Genomic DNA, 19669 nt, shown 5'->3' with positions numbered 1-19669 from the left:
TACTAGAATGGCAAGTCACCATCAATATCATCACCTCCTACTGGCGGTGGCGGTGGTGGTGGAGGCGTATTTGTTTGTGCTGGAGCAGGTGAACCATAAGTAGGTTGCTGTTGTTGAGGAGCTGCAGCAGGTTGAGCTTGAGAAGCTGGGTTAATTCTCCATGCTTCAAGGTTTGTGAAATAAATTGTCTCACCACCTTTATCAAAAGGTCTACCTTTCAAATCAAATGTAACAGCAATGTCGTCACCCTCATTATAGCTGTCCAATAAATTACAACGATCTTGTGTTGCTTGGAACTTAATGTATTGTGGGTAGCTTCCTTCCTGAATTAAAAGAACGAAATCTCTTTTCTTGAAAGTTGCTGTCACTTGTGCTGTATCCATGATCTTTTCGATCTTGCCTACTACTTCAAATGCCATATTTATAAATTTTACTTTTATTCTAAATTTTTATAAAACACGAAGCTACGAAAGGTTATTTACTTTTTTACATTATTCCTTCAAATATTCCTTACATTTTCTAAATAAACCATGACCTTATCCTTTCAATAAAAAATTGATGCTGTAACTTTAGAATATCAAATAACAATCTAACCATAAACACAATATGAACACTGACTTTTATGCTATAGAAGACTTGCTATCTGAAGATCAAGTTCTTGTTCAAAACTCAACGGCAGACTTCATACAGAAAAACGTTAAGCCTATCATAGAAGAGTATGCTCAAAAAGCATCTTTTCCTCAGCATCTCGTTTCACGGTTTGGCGAAATGGGACTCTTTGGCCCCGCTATTCCTGTAGAATATGGTGGTGGTGGAATGGATTACATCTCTTATGGCCTTATCATGCAAGAAGTAGAAAAAGGGGATTCTGGTCTTCGCTCTATGGCTTCTGTTCAAAGCTCATTGGTGATGTTTCCCATTCATGAGTTTGGATCTGAAGCACAGAAAAAGAAATTTTTACCCAAACTTGCCACAGGTGAATATTTAGGCTGTTTTGGATTAACAGAGCCTAATCATGGTTCTAACCCTTCTGGTATGGAAACCACTTTAAAAAAGGAAGGTAAGCATTATGTTCTCAATGGTGCCAAAATGTGGATTACCAACTCTCCTGTTGCTGATATTGCTGTGGTTTGGGCTAAGAATGAGGAAGGAAGAGTAAAAGGAGTGATCGTAGAAAAAGGGATGAAAGGATTTACGGCTCCTGAAATTCATAATAAGTGGTCATTGAGAGCAAGTATTACAGGTGAGCTCGTTTTTGACAACGTGATCATTCCTGAGGAAAACATCTTACCTTTAAAAGATGGATTAGGCGCCCCTATGAAATGCCTTGACAATGCTCGATATGGGATTGCTTGGGGAGCAATTGGTGCCGCAATGGACTGCTATGAAACTGCTAAAGATTATTCCTTGGAAAGAATACAGTTTGATCAGCCGATTGGTGGTTTTCAATTGACACAGAAAAAGCTTTCGGAGATGTTAACAGAAATCACAAAGGCACAATTGTTAGCTTTGAGGCTTGGACAGCTCAAAAATGCCGGGAAAGCGACTACAGCACAAATTTCCATGGCCAAAAGGAATAATGTTGAGATAGCTTTGAAAATTGCCAGAGAAGCAAGACAGATTTTAGGCGGAATGGGTATCACAGGTGACTATCCTATCATGAGACATATGATGAATCTAGAATCTGTGATCACTTATGAGGGCACACATGATATTCATTTATTAATTTTGGGAGCTGAAATAACAGGTATACCAAGTTTCAAATAATTTTATGCAACAATACAGGTACTTTATCATTAATAAACCCTATGGGGTACTTCCACAATTCTCTGATCAGGATGGAAGGAAAACATTAAAATCTTTAGGGAACTTCCCTTCTGATGTTTACCCTGTGGGGCGACTGGATTTAGACAGCGAGGGTCTTTTGATCATCACTAATGATAAAGCACTCAACCACCGTTTGCTTCATCCTAAATTCGAACACCACAAAACCTATTTGGTACAAGTGGATGGCGATATTACTGAAGAAGCAATTCAGAAGTTAAAAAGAGGAACGGAAATTTCTGTCAATAAACAGCAATATAAAACCCTGCCGGCACAGTGTAAGAAGGTTGAAAAGCCAAAAAACTTGGAAGATAGAGATCCTCCGGTACGTTTTAGAAAAAATATCCCTACTTCTTTTATTGAATTGACAATTCATGAGGGGAAAAACAGACAAGTAAGGAAAATGACTGCTTCTGTTGGTTTTCCTACTTTAAGATTAAAAAGAATCAGTATTCAAAACCTCCGAATTGAAAAGTTGCCGATTGGTGGTGTCATTGAATTAAAAAGAAATGAATTGTTGCCTTTGCTAAAAATAAAAAGTGAAGATTTAGCTCCTCCTCCAAGGAAAAAAACTTTCCAGAAAAACAGTTCTTACAAAACCAGAATGAGAACTGGTGGAATGAGAAGAAAAAAATAAGAAAAGGCCTCTCAAATTTATTGTTTGAGAGGCCTTTCTATTTTTGGTAAAACCAGTGCTTATTTCGCTACAACAAATCGTAATGTTCTAGGAAGGTATTTACCATCGCTTGTGTTGCGAATCAAATAAACGCCAGAGGCTAAATCCTCCACACTTACTGAATATCTATTGCCAGAGAAAGTTCCTTCTTTCACTTTTTGTCCATTGATATTGGAAATCTCCCAACCTCCTTGATTGATAAATTCAGTAGTTGAAACTTGAATCACAGAACTTGCTGGATTAGGATAGATATTCCATTCTAAATCCGTCGGTAGTTCTGTACTATTTATAATACCTGTTGTCAATAAACTAGGGTCTAATTGATACGACATTGCCTGGAATATTTCTTTGGAAACGTTGTCTTGTACAAATACAATTAGTTCTACATTCTCCGTGTTGTAAACACTAGCATTTGCCCAATCCACAAATACTGTTTCCGTACTTCCTACATTCCAAGACCTTCCAAAGAAACTGGTTCCTTCTGCACCTGGCGCTGGGCTCATTGATTTCATCACATTCAAATGTTCAGAAATGTCTTTGGTCACTTCAACACCTGAAATTGATTTTTCAATCATGACAATATGTAATAGAATTTCTGAGTCTGCAGCATCAAAAGTACCATGTGATGTTAGAGATACCCCTAATTGACCTGTATTTGCTAAATTATCCGTATTCAATTCAATACTAAACTCAGGATCAAGTAAGGTTCTTTGATAAACATTATTCTCGAATTCTTCCAAGAAATCATCTGTATGCTTTGGTTCTGCACCAAGATTACCATCTACAATTGTTCGAGGTGCATTTGTTACACCATAGAAGAACTTTCTACCACTTGAAGCTTCTTGATTGTCTTTATTCAAATCATCTACAAAGCCTTCTAAATTAATGTGGTAATTAATACTTAACACATCTGATTCCATCGTAGCTAAATGCTCTCCCAATGAAGACATTGCTCTATTACTTGCTTCTTGTGCGGCATTTGTCATTGATTCAATCAACACCACTTTCTGTCTGTTACCAATGAAGAAGTTATCAATCACTAGACCTTCATACTCTTGTGCTGAATTTGATTTGAAAGCAAAACGAAGACGTAAATGCTGTTCTCCTATGAAATTATCTAATTGATGTCTTACAGAAAGGTACTCACCACTTTCATATCCATAAGTCGCATTTGTTCCCGTCCAACCTTTAGATAAAGTATTGGTTCCGAAGATCTGATTACCTGGATCTGCAAGAATAGATTGACTGTTGTACCAATTAATAGGATCTTCTACATCACCCAATAAGTACCAAGTCTGACCTGAATCCAATGAATACTGAAGAATAGCTCCATCAATACCGTTTTCAATATCAATTTTCATATCAAAAGACAACATCGGTTTTGTTAAACCACTGATATCAAATGATGGCAGGTTCAAGAAAGATTCTTCATTCTCAAAATATGTAGAGTCTAAATTAGTGACCCATGCATTATTAGTAGAGCTGAAGTTAGTTGTCATTGGAATGCCATATTCCCAACTGATATTTGTATTGTTGGCTGTTGCTTTCCAATCTCCATCATCAAAATCAAAGTTCTGGAAGTAGAAATCATCTTCAGTCAATAACACTGGGTGTGGTAATACATAAACTTCTTGCTGAAGAATATTTGAACAACCTTTTTCAGTTCTCACCTCATAGGTCACCAAATAAGAACCTACCTCAGTATATTGATGTTTAGGGTTCATTGCTGTAGACGAAGTACCATCACCAAAATCCCAGTGTCTGTATTCAATTGGATCTTTATTGACAATTTCTAAATGTTCTTTAAACTGCATTTCACTACCAAACTCAGAAACAGACCATTCAAATTGTACTACTGGAGGAGAATTGATAAATATGGTCTTTTCATAACTGATTTCACTACAATTTTGATTGGTAATGATGGTCAGTGTCACATCATGATTCCCTGTTGCTGAATATGTATGTGTATACTCTTTCGCTTCCTCGGCACTATATAAAGTTACACCACCTTCATTATCCCCAAAATTGTATCTCCACTCTAGAATCTCTGTTAAATTATCATCCGCTGGAATCGACGTTTCATCATAGAATGTCACTTCTTTTGAATCACAAAGTATTGTTTCTGAGAAATTCACTTTAGGTGCATCTACTATTGTAAAGCTGATCAACAATGAATCAACGCAATTATTTTCATTCGTTACTGTATAATTTAGGGTATGCTTTCCTAATGGTGAATTCCCTAATAATATTTCAGTATTATTTCTAATTACAACGCCAGTTGATGATGTCAATGTACCATTTGAAGGTAATGCTTGCACCACAGGGCTTGCATCAGTTTTACAGAAAACATCTCCATCCGTAATACCTAACAAACTAATTACAGGTAAAGGATTTACATTTACCGTAATTTTAGTTGCTGGGCTCTCACAATTATTTCGAGTATACGTCACATAATAATCTTCCGACAATACGGATGTAGATTCATTATTTACAGTTGGTGTAAACTCGCTGTGCGATGACAATAACTCACTTAGATTTTCATCAGCATACCACTTTAAATTATCAGATTGTCCTAACACTAGAATAGGCTGTAATTCATCTCCCGAACAATAATTAATGACATTATCACCTACAATACTTGGAGCTGTAGGGGTATTATAAATAATTATAGTTACAGTTTGATAATCACTCTCGCATCCGTTTAAGGTTTCAGTATAGAAATAATTAATAGTCTCATCGTCAGTAACATTTGTATCATCCTGAGGGGTAAATGTATTACCGGTTCCTACTTGATTTGTTAAGTCTGAATCACTATACCATTTTATATTAACCCCACCTTCAACTTTAATTGGCTGTAGAATAGCTCCAGAACAATATTCAAAAGCAGTTTGTGATAAAGTTGGAGCAATTGTCTCTTTATAAAGCGTAATGTTTACTACTTCTGGTTCACTTTCGCATTGATTTTCATTTTTCTGAGTAACATAATACGTCAACATGTAATCCTTCGTTGATTCATCTGCAATGAACTGAGGTTTGAAAGCATTACCTGTTTTCACAATTTGCGTTAACTTTTCATCTTCATACCATGTTACACGGTCCCCCTCTACTTGCATTTCATCAATACTTACACCATAGCAATATTCATAACTTGTTTTGCCAATAGTAGGTTTTGCTGGAGTAGGATAAACAGGAACATTTACTTTTAACGGTTCACTTTCACAACCTTCTTTAGAAGTTTGTACTACCCAATATTCTAAATTTGTGATTTCAGTGAATGCAGGGGCTGTGATGCCCAAATCTACTATTCTACTTGTTCCTACTACATTGGTTAAAGATACATTGCTATACCATGTAAATGTTGCACCATCTTCTCCATTCGTTTCTAAAGGAGCAATTTCATCGCCTTCACAATAAGGATCAATAGCATCTGCTGTTGGAATTGCAGGTGTACTGTAAATTATTATATCCACTTTTTGAGCTTCACTCGGACAATCATCTATTGTTTGTGTAACATAATAGCTAATTGGTGTATCTTCAGTAACATTCGTGTCATCTTGTGGGACAAATGTCAAACCATCACCAACTTTATTTTTCAATTCTTCATCTGAATACCATTTCACGTTTTCACCTGTACTAGATATTGGCTGAATAATTTCACCTGCACAATACTCAAAGTAAATATCTTCCAAAACAGGTTTCAATGTTTCCTTACGTAAAGTGATTGTTACCAACTGTGGATCACTTTCACAGTAATTATCATTCTTTTGAGTCACAAAGAAAATAAGTTCATATTCTTCTGTAGACTCTGCTGGTGAGAATGTAGGTTTGAACTTGTTATTATTACTTACTATTTCGGAAAAATCTTCATTATACCATACTACATTACTTCCAACTGCTTCCATTTCCATGATTTCCTCGCCATAACAATAGTAATAATCTGTTTTGGTAAGAGTAGGAAGAGCAGGAGTTGGATAAACCGGGATACTCACTTTTGTTGGAGCACTCGTACATTTATCTTCAGAAGTTTGTGTTACCCAAAAATCAATCGAAGTTAATTCGTCTACTTCAGGTGCTAAACTGTCAGAAACAAATATCTGTGCAGTACTCACTTCCTTGGTTAAAGTCTCATTGCTATACCAATTAAAAGTAGCTCCATCTTCACCATAAGCTGTCAGAGGTGCTACAAGTTCTCCTATACAAAGCGGAACTATACCATCAACAAATGGATTATCTGGAAGTGGATTCACCTCTATTTCTATTTCCTGAGCCGCACCTTCACACCCGTTGATCGTTTGTGTAACATAATAGTAAACAGACTCTTCCTCAGTGACATCAGTAGAAATATTTGGAATAAAAATCAAACCTTCTGCCACTTTTTCATAATCCTCAGAATACCATTTAAGGTTTTCTCCTGCAGTCAAAACAATTGGCTGAACAACGTCACCCGCACAATAACTAATTTCCTCAGGTAATTCATCTCCAATTAATGGTACTTCTTTGTATACTGTAATATTTACTGCTGTAGGCTCACTTTCACATCCTATATCATTCTTATCTGTTACGTAAAAAGTGACTGTTTTATCCTCGTTCTTTAATTTAAACTCCGATATTATTGGTAAAAACCTGTTATCAGGAGTCAGCAACCTGTTAGGAAGTTTTACTTTCAAGCTGCTATCCAAATACCAAGTAATATTATCAAACTCTCCTGTAGCCTCAATTGGGTCAACATTATCATTGTCGTCATCATCATAACAATAAGTGATATTAGTACTTGCTAAAGTAGGAGCTTTAGGAGTAGGATAAACAGGAATACTTACTTTTAAAGGTGTACTTGCACATCCTAATGGAGTAGTTTGTGTAACCCAATAGTGAATTGAGTCAAGTTCTGTTACCTCTGCAGTCTTTTCAGTAAATGTAAGTGTTGCATTATTATCTTCTATCCTTGTTGCTATGTCTAATGTCTCACTAGTATACCATTCAAAAATAGCATTTGATTCACCCGTAACAGTGATATCAGCAATATTCTCATCTATACAATAACTTGGCACTGCTCCAACAAGCTGAGGAGAATTTGGTAATGCTTTGATTTCTACAATCACCTCTTTAAATGTACTTACACAGCCTTGTGAAGAAGTTGAAGTTACAAAATAAGAGACTGTAGAATCTGCTACTACTTTATGACTTAAAATCGGAGTATAAGTCTCACCTGTAAAAACAGAATTCACCTTATCTTCCGCTGTATACCATTTTACATTTTCACCTGATACTTTCATCGTTGGAAGATTCTCCCCCGAACACACTTTTAATTCCTCAACTGTTGACTGAATTGTTGGCTCATCAGGTAATGCATAAACATTTACAGTAATCTCTTTTGACGGTCCAAAACAATCGTTACCACTTTTCTCAGCTACATAATAAGTATATTGAACATCAGTACTTACACTTGTGACATAGTTTGGAGTATATTCAGCTCCATCAACCAAAGCATTAGGGCCCTCATATCCCTTTTCTTCTGGTTTTTCTTTGTACCAATATATAGTACCTGTAGAACCTGTAGTCTGAATTTTTTCAGGGCTATCTCCTGCACAAATATCAAAAACATCTTTTACCAGAGTAGGTACAGGAGGGTTTTCATAAATATCATAACTGATTTGAAGGGCATCACTATTACATCCTTCTTTTGTTTTCACTACCCAATAGCGAAATGTTTGTGTACCATCAACAGAGGCAGGAGCATCTGGAATTTCTAAATTAGTAGAAGTAAAGCCATCTACTACGTTTTTTAATTCACTATCACTATACCATGTAAATGTTGAAGGACCATCTGATTTCACCATTAAATCATCTAGATCCACAGCACCTGCACAATAATTCTTTACTGGGCCAGCCACTTCAGGTAATGATGGTTTGGGGATAATATTCACTACTACTTCCACCTCATCACTTTCACAATCATTTACTGTTGATGTGACTTTGAACTTTTTAGGGTCTTTCTTATCAATTCCTTCTGTTGATATATCTGAAATGAAAGTAGATTGATCTCCTACTAATTCACCTTCAAAATACCATTTGATATTATCACCTGTATCTGTTTCAAGCGTTGGCATTGGATCTCCTTCACATATATCAAATGGACCTGGATTTACTAATGTTGGTACTTCTGTTTGTCTGTAACTATTGATGGTTACTTCAACCGCTTCACTTGAACACCCATTAATCGATTGTGTGACATAATATGTTTTTGTAATATCACTACTTTCGTCTTTCACAATCCCTGGATCAAACTCATATCCAGTCTCTAAAACAGCACCCCCTTTTACTTCTCTCCACTCAATGACGCCAATGGCATCTACAGTTTTCAATTTGCGAATAGCTTCACCATCAAAACAATAATTAAAAACATTACCATCTTCGATAATTGGAGGAGTAGGTTCAAAAGTTAATAATATCTCCTGAGATAGGTCTTTTATTCCACCGTTTAGTGGATCGCTATGAAGATAAATTGCTTTTAAGGTGATCAATTTAGACGTTCCTACATCATCACTTTCTAATCCATCCGTTGGCTTAAATGTGAAATTTTTACTATTTCCATAACTGAAAATCGGGTCTCCTTTACTATCAATCAACACCGTTTCTATCAATTTATAATTGTTCTTGATCTCATCAGGAACATTCACTTTAGTTCCATCAGTCATATCAATATCAATACTAGAACCCGTTTCACAGATATCATAAGATAATTCCGTAAAAGGCTGGGAACCATCATATACCCTGATCGTAGAAGTATGAGTATAGATACAAGTACCTACTTTTATATGATAGGTAATAGTATGGTCACCCAACCCTGCCAATGCAGGATAGAAAGTATTGTTAGTGGAGCCATCGCCGTTGCTTACCACTCCATTTCCAGAACAATAAAAAGTAGTAATACCATCTATATCTAATGTTACTTTTACCTGTGCACCATTACTGTAACTTGAACCGTCTGTTGGTATTAAAGTTGGAGTTACAGGAGCTGCGTTGACAACCACATCCTCAACATTATTCAGGGCATCGTCATTAATCAAACCTGAAGTAACAACTCTTTTAAAAGTAAAGTTCCCTGCCTCAGAAACATTATCATCAAAATAAAATGGTGTAGTTACAGTAGTAGGAGAGAAAGATGGCATTGCATCGTCATTATTTTGCTTCAACCACTGATAGGTATAATTTCCTTCGCCTCCATTAGGAGTAGTTCCTGCTATAAATATCTGACTACCAATACATGTTTCAGCTGCAGACTGAAGGGTAATAGAAGAATTCGAAATAATAGGGTAAAGTATAATAGTCTTTTCTTCTGAATAAGAAGAACCACACTTTCCTGAAGTTACTTTTCTTCTAAACTTGTATTCACCGGCTGTTGTTATTTTAACACTAAAATTTGAAAAATTCTGTGTACTAATACCTGTTGAATTCCAATTGCTTCCATCATATATTTCCCAGTCATAGGTGTAAGTATTATTTCCACCATCCACTTCTATGTTGTTGATTACAATAGCATTTCCAGGGATTTCACCATAATAAACACTTGTTACTGGATCATCAATTGAATTTTTTAATGCTCCTTGAATTTTGATTACTACACCTGTGGATTTTATAGTCTGACCTGCTGAAATAGCTTCTCTGAAATAAGTATATTTCCCTTCTGACTCTGAATTTGTTACAATGAGATTTTCATTCTCCTCACCTCCCATCAAATCTTCTGATCCACCGTCTCCAATCTTCTTATACCATTTAAAAGTATAATTACCATCACCTCCACTTAATGTTGAAGTTTCTATTTCAAAACTAGAATAACCTTCACAGATATTATTACCACCACTGATAGCAATTGCATTTTGGACTGATTCATAAAGATTCACAGTTAAGGAATCAGAATATAATTCCCCACATGCTCCAGAAGTCACCTTTCTTCTAAACTTATAAACTCCAGGTGTAGTGATCTCACCATATCCTGAAAAATCCTGTGTTGTAATACCTGTGGCTGTCCAATTGTTTAATCCTTCCTTCTTCTCCCAAACATAGGTATAACCATCATCAGTGTTTCCTCCTCCTACTTTCTGATTTTCTATAATAAAAGTGGTTGGAATTTTATCATAATAGATTATTTCTGTAGGCGGAATTTTTATTTCATTTTCTATTAAGGCATCTATCGTAATTTCAACTTCCGCTGAAGTCAATTCACTCGATGCTGTAATCACTTTACGAGTATATTTATATTTTCCAGACGTTAATGCTCCTGTTTCAATAAAATTTGAATTCATCTCACCTGCCAATTTAACTGCTCCTTCAGAATTCTTTTCTCTATACCATTCAAAAGTATAATCACCATCACTTCCGCTTAATGTTTTCGATTTAAGTTCAAAGCTTGAAAAAGTCTCACAATACGCTAAAACACCTCCATCTACTTCAATTTCATTTTGAAGAGAACTGTACAACACTACAGTAACCTCATCTGAATATAAATCACCACATTGGTCAGAAGTTAATTTTCTTCGGAATTTATAAGTTCCAGGCGCAGTGATTTCGGTGTAATCTTTAAAATCTTCTGTAACAATAGCTGTTGCAGTCCAATTATTTTCATCAACCTTAATTTCCCAAACAAAGGCATTATTAACATCTCCTCCTGCAACACTTTTACTACTAATAACAAAAGTTGTAGGAATCTTATCATAGAAGATATTTGGTGATATATCATTAATTTCATTTACTAGAACTGCATCAATAGTGATAACCACAGGATCAGATGTCTCTGTATTTCCACCTGAAGTTACTTGACGTGTATAAGTATATGTAGCTGCCGTTAAAGCTTCTGTCTCAATAAAATTTGGATTGGTTTCTCCTGTTAACTCATTAGCTCCTTCATTATTTTTTTCTCTGAACCACTTTATCGTGTATTCATCATCACCTCCACTCAAAGCCGTACTTTGTATTTCAAAACTTGAGAAAGTCTCACAGTATTTACTATTACCAACTACTGCCACTGTATTTTGAATTGCAGGAAGTGAAGTAATCGTAATTTCATTTGATATTGATTCACATTCCCCTAAATCATCCGTTACAATTCTTCTGAATTTTATTTCAGTACCATCTGATACAGTAGCATTATGTGTGTAATTAACTGAAGCATCTGCATCCTGCCAAGAACCTGAGAAATATTGCCATTGATACTTCAATGCTCCATCACCTCCAGATGCAGTTCCAGGATTCAATTGAATAGTACCTGTTGCTATTTCTCCATTATAAACTGTTTTTGCTGGAACTACTATTGTATTCCCAGTAATTTCGTCATAAACAGTAATTGTAATTGGATCTGAATCTACTGTTTCTCCTGCACTAGTTATTGTTCTTTTATAAGTGTAAGTACCAGTTGACAAACTTGAGTTATCCGTTAAGCTTTCTGTATCAACACCTAATGAAGCATAAGTATCTGAGCCTGTATCTTCTTTTCTCCACCAATCATAAGTATAAGATCCATCGCCACCAGAAACAGCTACTTCAGTAGAAAACTGTACTTCCGGAGCCCCAGAACAATACACTGCGTTTCCGTCATTCTGTATATTATTAACGATAGGATCATATAAATTAATAATTACTTCATCAGAGTAAGAAATACATGGACCATCCGTCACTTTTCTTCTGAAATGATGATCGCCTAAAGTATTTATTGCTTCTCCATAAGTAAGGTCTTCTCCTGTTTCAGAAGCAATTGTAGACCAATTTTCTCCATCCGTTGAGTATTCCCATTCATAGGTATAATCAGGATCTGTATTACCTGTAATTGTAATAATATCTTCAGCTATTGTACTTGTGAAATAGTTAGCAGGAGATGGTCCGCTGATCGTATTGGTAATAGCATTATCTTCAACAATTATTTTTAATGTATTCGAAGGAAAAGCAATTCCTTGAGAATAAACTACTCTGCGGTATTCATAAGTTCCTGCCGATAAAGTAGCATTTTCTGTGTACTCCTCACTAATAACTCCAATAGAGTTAAAACCTGCATCATCAATATTTACTTCCCATGCTATTGTATAGCTATCATCGCCTCCTGTAATTTCTCCATCTTTTGTAAATGCGACTGAAGAAGATGCATCACAATATTCTAACGCATCTGAAGTTTGAATTTTATTGACGATATCAGGAAAAGTATAAACCACCGAACCGTCAGTGGTGGTGGTAATTGTAGCTGTATTGCCAGCAATATCTTTTATTGTTATTTCAAAGGGTACAGCTGCATAAGATGATAAATCTAAATCTGATTTAGTGACGTTAAAATTATTACCTGAAGGATTATTTACGGTTGGAAAATCAGAACTAAATTCTACTTTTGGCAACTCTGCTAATTCTTCACTTGTTTCAAATGTTATTGTAACATCATCTGTAGTGGCATCACCATCTGGTGTAACTGCCAATTGAGTATTGGTTGCATATCCTGTTGCTATTGTTGATGATAAAATAGAAGGAGCTTCTGTATCAATGGTAAACGTAAAATCAGTTTCATCCGAAACATTACCATAAATATCTTCAAAATAATAAGTAACAGTATGTGTACCATCTGCCAAAGTAGGTAATATGATATTCTCAGTAGTTGCATCTACAGTAGTTCTTGCAATTTCTTCATCGGAACTGTTTAATATAATAAGTTCATGTTCAGGACTTGCTACAGTCAGTCCATCAAACTTTAGGTCAACATCTGCATTCTTTGTCACATCATCTTCTGAGCTTTCAGGATTATTATCAATAGTCAAATCAGTAATTGCAACTGGCAATGGATTTTCTACATCGGCATAATCAATTACAATATCATCAGAAGTTACTGTATTTCCTGCTTCATCTGTTACAACTACATAATAGGTATATACTGCAGGGGTTGAAAGAGTTTTAGCTGTTAGTGTATTATCTGTAGCTGAAGCACTACCTTCTATATCTTGTGAATCGTCTGCACCTACGAATAGTTCTATTTCATGACCTTCCTCTACATCAGTGACATCAAAAATAGGTTCTGTCTCTGTAGTATAGTAGACACTACTTTCAAATTGTCCAGTAAGTGATGTAGACTGAAGTTCGAAAGTAGGTTTATCAGGGTCTTCATCATCATAAATATAGGTATTAGGAGATATTATTGTCTCAAAACTTTCATTTTCATAATAAAGGGTAAATTCATCATTGTTTGATAAAGAATAAGAAGTCAAATCAATAGTGATTGTATACTCTTTTGTAGATACCACAGTGGCTACACTCACTAAAGAAGATCCTTCGGAAGAAATACTTCCATCGACACCTGATTTCACAATGAGATCAAAGTCCGAAGCAAAAGGATCTCCTGTAAAATCACCTGCAGACTCTTCTTCTAATGTCCATATGACAGTAGTTCCTGCATTAAAATAAGTATTATCTGAATGCGTAAGTGTTTGTGCATTTATGGTTGATGCAGTAAAAAAAAACACACTAATATATAGTGTTAGGATCAGAAATCGTAGACTAAATTTATTCATAGTATGTAGCTTAATTATGTCTGTCATTTAGGGTGATTGACCTTCTAAAAAAGTTGTGAGCGTAAAATAAAAGTATAGAAAAAAGCAATATTTATAGAAAGATCTTAACAGTTCCCTTTAAGTTAAATAATTTCAACTATTTTGTAAACGTATGTTAAGATAAAAAAGTTATAGTTTTGATAAATTACCTGACTCGTCTAGTTTTAAAAGACAAATTTTATCGTTGTTTCCAAAAAATCCAGTCCCTACAACAACAATAGAATTATCTTCTTCAATCAAAATTTTGGACCCGAAATCCACACCTTCATAACCTGCAGTGCTCTGCCATATTACTTCCCCTTGGAAGTTTAATTTAAGCACTAAAATATCTTCGCTTCCAGAGTTTTGATTGGAACTTCCTGTAATAAAAATGCCCGATGGAGTGATAATCATGTCATTACCGACATCAATCCCATTACCTCCATATTCGATTAGTGCTCCTGCATTTCCATTGGCATCCAATTGTGAAAAAATAATATCTTTATCTGTTGCAGATGACTCTCTTCGGCCTAGAATATAAAAGTCTCCATTATAATTTTTAATGGCCACTCCATATTCATTTTCAAAAGTAGAAACCTGTTTATCCCAAACAATATTACCCAAACGGTTTACACTAACAGTACGCATATCTGAGACAACAACCTCCTCTGAACTACTGTTTACTTTGAGGATATCTACAGAACCAAATAGGTAATAAAACTGAGCGCCATCTTCTGCAGATGCATTCCCTAAATCATCAGAGCCTTCATCCCCTTTATAACCTTCTACTTTTTCCCAGATAATCGTTCCATTGTCATCCAACTTCATACTCAACATATCCCATTCATTCTGAGGGTTTTTGATTTCTCCAACAATAAGAAAACCTCCTTCTGTCAAAGGCTCAATGGAATTATATCTGACTTGAATATTTTCTGTAGTAGGTTTTAAAACAATCGGTTCATTTTCATTAAGGTCACTTCCATCAGGTTTTGTGTAACTCAATATTCCAGTAGTATCATTTCTATTGGAAAGAATAACAATATTGTCGTTTTCCAGCTGAATCATCCCTACCGCTTTATCCTCATTAAGATCACCTTCATATACAGCTTGCCACTCTTCATTTCCTTTTTTATCCGCTTTCACAAGCATTACTGAAGAGCCTGATAAAGAAGACTCTGTATTTCCCAGCAATAAATAGCCGTCTGAAAGTGAAATAATATCAACTCCCTGTTCCTTACTTGATGTGCCGAAAAATTTGATATAAGTTTCTCCAGATTTATAGGAATCTACCTCCTCACATCCTAGAAAAAAGCTAAGCAATAAAAAAATTGGTATAAAACGCATTGTCATAATTTCTTGTAGTTGTTTAGTCGATATTTTTGTATTTCCTAAGTACTTTAGGTTTATAGAAATCATAAGAAAATACAATATTTAGTGCTAACACATTTAACCTTGTGTCATTATCAACAAAACCATAACTGAAAATCAGCTCTGGATTATCATATCTAGTATTAGGCTTATTGAAAGTTGATAAAGCATAAGTATAAGTGGCAAAAATATCCCAATGTGTCATCCTTGATTTAATTTGAAAACCAATTTGGGCGGTTGCCTCATAAAGCATTTCTTTTCGCTGATCTTTGATGTCAATTGGTGAAGGTTCAATATCTGCAATACCGCTTTCATCAAAAGATTGAGCACCTTCAATGTTAGCGGAAAGTAAATACCTCATTGCTCCTCCTACTCCTATAAAGGGTTTGAGTTGTGTATTGGGAGCAATCACCCATCTCAATATCACAGGAACATGGAGCCAAGATTGATTCTCCGTCATCACTGTAGAAGAAAAATCCAATGCTTTCTCATTCGTTTCAAAAGTAATATTCTCGTAAGAAGGCGATATATTAAGTTGAAATTGCTTGCTGAGTAAATAAGAAAAGGATACTCCAACTTTGAAATTTACTTTTGGATTGTACTGTACATTTTCATGCAAACTTTCTTTTCCCACTCCATAAGTTTGATCAACAAATGCCTGATTGTAAGTCAAGCCTGCCAAAATACCAAAAGTCATTATGGGTCTTGTTCTGAACTTTTCGTAAAGCTTTTTTAATTCCGCTGGATCCGCTTTAGCAGGTTTATACTCGGGGTATTCCTTCAAAAGGTTCAGCATTTCCTCTTCTGCTTCTGGCAATTTATCGGAATAGAGATAGGATAAAATTACAAGCCTTCTTGCTGCTGTTTGTTTGGCCTCCGTTTCATAACCTAAAGTGATGCATTCTTCCAACTCAAGAGGCACTTGTAAGAGTTTTCCCTCGAGATACATGGCATTGGCACGCACATATAATTCCTCACAACTTTGAGCGATACTACTTCCTATGGTTTGCGTAAATAGAAGTAGAAATAAAAAAAATCTGATTGAAGTTTTAAAAAAATACAAAGTCTAAAAATTTAGTTGATGTCCAATCCACTACAAACATTTCTATTGTCAATACCTTCCCCTACATATCTGTCCCACTCCTTTTGCGTCATTTCTTTTCTAGGCATTAAAGAACACACATTGTCAGATAATGATGGAATATCCAACTCATATCTTCTCAAATCATGTCCTGAAGTACCTACAAATAATGTTTTACCATGATCAGCAAATGAAGCTTCAGAAGCCCAAGCTCCTAAATCATTTAATATAATTGGCGATTCATTGGTTCTACCTTTTTCAATATTCCAGATTCTGGCTGATCCGTCTAAACTTGTACTTACAAGTCGCTTGCGTTCATTATCAAACTTCAGGGAAGTAACACGTGTGTCATGTCCCTGCAAGTTATCAATCTCAGTACCAGTAATTCGGTCCCAAAGGATCAATTTACCGTCTTCAAAACCTAAAGCTACAGTTTTCCCATCGTCAGAAAATGCTAGGGCTGTACCTGTAATTTTTTGATCTGCATAAACCAATGTTTCATCACAGCCACCATCAGGACACCATTTCATCACGGCTCCAGATTCTAACATCCCCCATATACTTCCATCCAGATTAGAAACCTGTAATTTCGTAATTCTTGAAGTAGTTTTCACAAAGCTTGCTACGGCAAAACTTTCCATATCCACTGCATACACTTTTTGTGTTTGCCCAGCCAAAAATACTCTATCGCCGTACTGATCAAATGAACCTGTCCAAAGCTGTCCTTTTGAGACACTGACTTTTTTCAATTCTTTAAATTCAGGATAGCTGAAAATAGTCATTTGACCTTGCTCGGTGTAAATAGCCGCTCTTCCTTTGTTTTTTGAAACGAGCAAACCACGAATAACACCTTGATTTTCCGCAATCAATTCAGATTCTAAACTACCATTTTGCCATTTATGAATAGCACCGTCTGAACCTGCTGAATATAAAAGGTTTAATTCCGGGTCAAAAAACAATGTTCTCACATAATCTTTGTGACCTTTCATCAAGTTAAAATCATCTCCTTTGAAGCCTTTTACTGCTTGATACAAACCTTGGTATACATCGGGGTTTGGATCAAGCCCTTTGTACTGCTTATTGAATCCATAAGCTTGAGAGGCTAATAATGCCTTTTGCTCCGGATCTTTTAATTGAAGTGATTTTACGGCTAATGCCTGTGCAATAGAAAGGAAACGAAGCGTATCAGCATTTGCTTTCGCAAGATTTGCCGCTTCTTTTTGCAACTCAGCTTCCTTCGATTTTCTATCTGCAATATTAGCATTCAATGTGGCTTTATCTTTTTCAGCATCAGCCAATTGTCTTTGTCTCTCCGCCTCTACTAAAGCTAGACGTGCTCTCTCAGACTGCCTTAATGCAACATTCTTCTGATAATCAGCCGAATCTTTTGCTGCTTGTGCAATTTCTGTCTGTTTACGCGCTTCGTCTGCCGCCTGCTCCGCTAGTACTGTTTGTGCCTCGGCCTTTTTCTTTTGCTCCTCAGCAATTCTAGCACTTTCCTTCGCTTTTTCACCAAACTCAGTGGCTTGAATCGCCGCTATTTCAGCATCTCTTGCTTTCATTTGAGCAAAAATTACAAGCATAATCGCACCAATAGTTGCAGCCGCTAAAACGAGTGCAATCACTTTGGTACGCTTGACAATTCTTTTCTGTAACCTTTCTTTTACTCTTTGCTCTTCTTCATATTCTTCTTGACTGGATTTCAAGAAAGTTACCGCTCTTTCATAAGACGGTTCGTATTGAATAGCCCAAGCTAGGTTTGGTCTGAATCTTTCTTTCCATTGAATGGCAATGTAAAGATCTGGCGGACGCCATAAACTTGCTTTTCCTTGCTGATACATTGATGCGGCTTCAGCAAGGCGTTTGTATATTTTTACAGCTTCATATTCTTCATCCACCCAATCACGACAACGTATCCATACACGCATCAACGATTCGTGGGAAATATCTACAACAGTATCACTGATCACAGTTACACTCTGATCAGGCATTAATAAAGTTCTTCCTGAACTTCTAAAACGGTCAACCACACTGATAACAACACCCTCTTCCGTTTCAGCAATTTGAGCTAGATTTTTAAGTTTTGTTGGACGACGGATACCTCTACCATCGTCTCCTTTTTCCGTTAATGCCTTAAATAATTTCTCACAGATTAATTTCTCTTCTTCAGATAGCTCACGGTACGCTTCATCAGCATGTTGTGATAAAGCTTCTCCCATTCCACCGATGGCCTCATAATGAAAGACATCGACTTCATCATTATCATCTGAATGCGAACTCCAATACTCCCAAGTTCTCATCAATGCGTGTTGCATGATAGGAAGCTGATCTTGAGTATCACCCAAATCATTTAAGAGTCTTTGTAATAATCTTGGAGAAATTTTAGCCCCACCAACAGACATTGGTCCTAACACCGCTTCTTTCTTTTGATCTCTCGTCATTTGAGGAATCAAATAGTGGCTTTCGTTGATGAGATAGGTAAGTTCTGGAAATCTTGCACAGTCACCTATGTAATCTGAACGCATTGTCATCACTACATAGATCGGAACTTTTTTCTGCTTTGTGGCTTCAACTAATAGTTTTACAAATGCAGAAGCCATCCCCATAGAAAGGTCTTCTGACTCTAATCTAGAGAATCTGAAAAGTTCCTCAAACTGATCTATTAATACTAGGAAATTGTGTCCTTCATCTTTTTGCAACCTCTCTACAAGGTTTACCAGTCCTTTTGAACTACTCAGTAGCATTGTTATCGCCACATTCAAAAGTAATTCTTGATCTTCTACTGATTTTTCAGCATAAGTTGTAGTAGACTGTAATACTGCAAGTGCAAGGTTTTTAATTGGGTCTGTACCGGGTCTTGAGGTAGAAACATTCCATAAAGAACCTTGTTTCTCCATAAATCCCCCTTGTAATGCAGGGATTAGACCACAATAAATCAAAGAAGACTTACCAGAACCTGAGGCTCCTAGAGCGGCTACAAACCTATTTTTCTCTAAACGCCATAATACCTCTTCTGTTTGTCCATCACGACCAAAGAACAGGAAAGTTTCATCCGTACGGAACGGTCTTAGTCCTGGGAAAGGGTTAAACTGTCCCCCCAAGACTAGCCTTTGAGCGTCTGTATTTGTGGATGAGAATGAATTCATAGAAAGTAAACGTAAAGAA

7 protein-coding genes are annotated in these 19669 nt (G+C 36.1%); 2 read left to right on the top strand and 5 right to left on the bottom strand.

What is annotated here, in order from left to right; all coding sequences use genetic code 11:
- Positions 1 to 2: 2 nt before the first annotated feature.
- Positions 3 to 419 (bottom strand): DUF3127 domain-containing protein, encoded by a 417-nt coding sequence (locus HHU12_RS10965; RefSeq protein WP_169656785.1) that lies wholly within the window; start codon positions 417 to 419, stop codon positions 3 to 5.
- A gap of 187 nt (positions 420 to 606) precedes the next feature.
- Between HHU12_RS10965 and HHU12_RS10960 the strand changes: the two genes are divergently transcribed.
- Together HHU12_RS10960 and HHU12_RS10955 are read left to right on the top strand one after the other, a co-directional pair.
- A complete protein-coding gene (locus HHU12_RS10960; protein WP_169656784.1) occupies positions 607 to 1767 on the top strand; it encodes an acyl-CoA dehydrogenase family protein in 1161 nt (386 codons plus the stop codon).
- 4 nt (positions 1768 to 1771) lie between these two features.
- A complete protein-coding gene (locus HHU12_RS10955; RefSeq protein ID WP_169656783.1) occupies positions 1772 to 2461 on the top strand; it encodes a pseudouridine synthase in 690 nt (229 codons plus the stop codon).
- A gap of 59 nt (positions 2462 to 2520) precedes the next feature.
- Here the strand turns inward: HHU12_RS10955 and HHU12_RS10950 are convergent, their stop codons facing one another.
- From HHU12_RS10950 to HHU12_RS10935, 4 genes are all read right to left on the bottom strand, one after another.
- A complete protein-coding gene (locus HHU12_RS10950) occupies positions 2521 to 13989 on the bottom strand; it encodes an Ig-like domain-containing protein (protein WP_169656782.1) in 11469 nt (3822 codons plus the stop codon).
- Between the two features lie 216 nt (positions 13990 to 14205).
- Entirely contained in the window at positions 14206 to 15471 is a 1266-nt protein-coding gene (locus HHU12_RS10945) for a hypothetical protein (RefSeq protein ID WP_205959856.1), read from the bottom strand.
- Entirely contained in the window at positions 15422 to 16486 is a 1065-nt protein-coding gene (locus HHU12_RS10940; RefSeq protein WP_169656780.1) for an outer membrane beta-barrel protein, read from the bottom strand. The genes HHU12_RS10945 and HHU12_RS10940 overlap by 50 nt, the downstream gene beginning before the upstream one ends.
- An 11-nt stretch (positions 16487 to 16497) precedes the next feature.
- Positions 16498 to 19650: an nSTAND1 domain-containing NTPase gene (locus tag HHU12_RS10935; RefSeq protein WP_169656779.1), complete on the bottom strand. Its 3153-nt coding sequence runs from the start codon at positions 19648 to 19650 to the stop codon at positions 16498 to 16500.
- Between the last annotated feature and the right edge of the window lie 19 nt (positions 19651 to 19669).

The sequence above is a fragment of the Flammeovirga aprica JL-4 genome (genome assembly GCF_012844305.1).
Classification (GTDB): domain Bacteria; phylum Bacteroidota; class Bacteroidia; order Cytophagales; family Flammeovirgaceae; genus Flammeovirga; species Flammeovirga aprica.
The sequence above is the reverse complement of the archived record's forward strand: the minus strand, read 5'-3'. Positions and strand labels throughout refer to the sequence as shown.

Coding starts and splice junctions, on each gene's coding strand:
- HHU12_RS10955 (WP_169656783.1), top strand. CDS start 1,772: ATGCAACAATACAGGTACTTTATCATTAATAAACCCTATGGGGTACTT.
- HHU12_RS10945 (WP_205959856.1), bottom strand. CDS start 15,471: ATGATTTCTATAAACCTAAAGTACTTAGGAAATACAAAAATATCGACT.
- HHU12_RS10965 (WP_169656785.1), bottom strand. CDS start 419: ATGGCATTTGAAGTAGTAGGCAAGATCGAAAAGATCATGGATACAGCA.
- HHU12_RS10935 (WP_169656779.1), bottom strand. CDS start 19,650: ATGAATTCATTCTCATCCACAAATACAGACGCTCAAAGGCTAGTCTTG.
- HHU12_RS10960 (WP_169656784.1), top strand. CDS start 607: ATGAACACTGACTTTTATGCTATAGAAGACTTGCTATCTGAAGATCAA.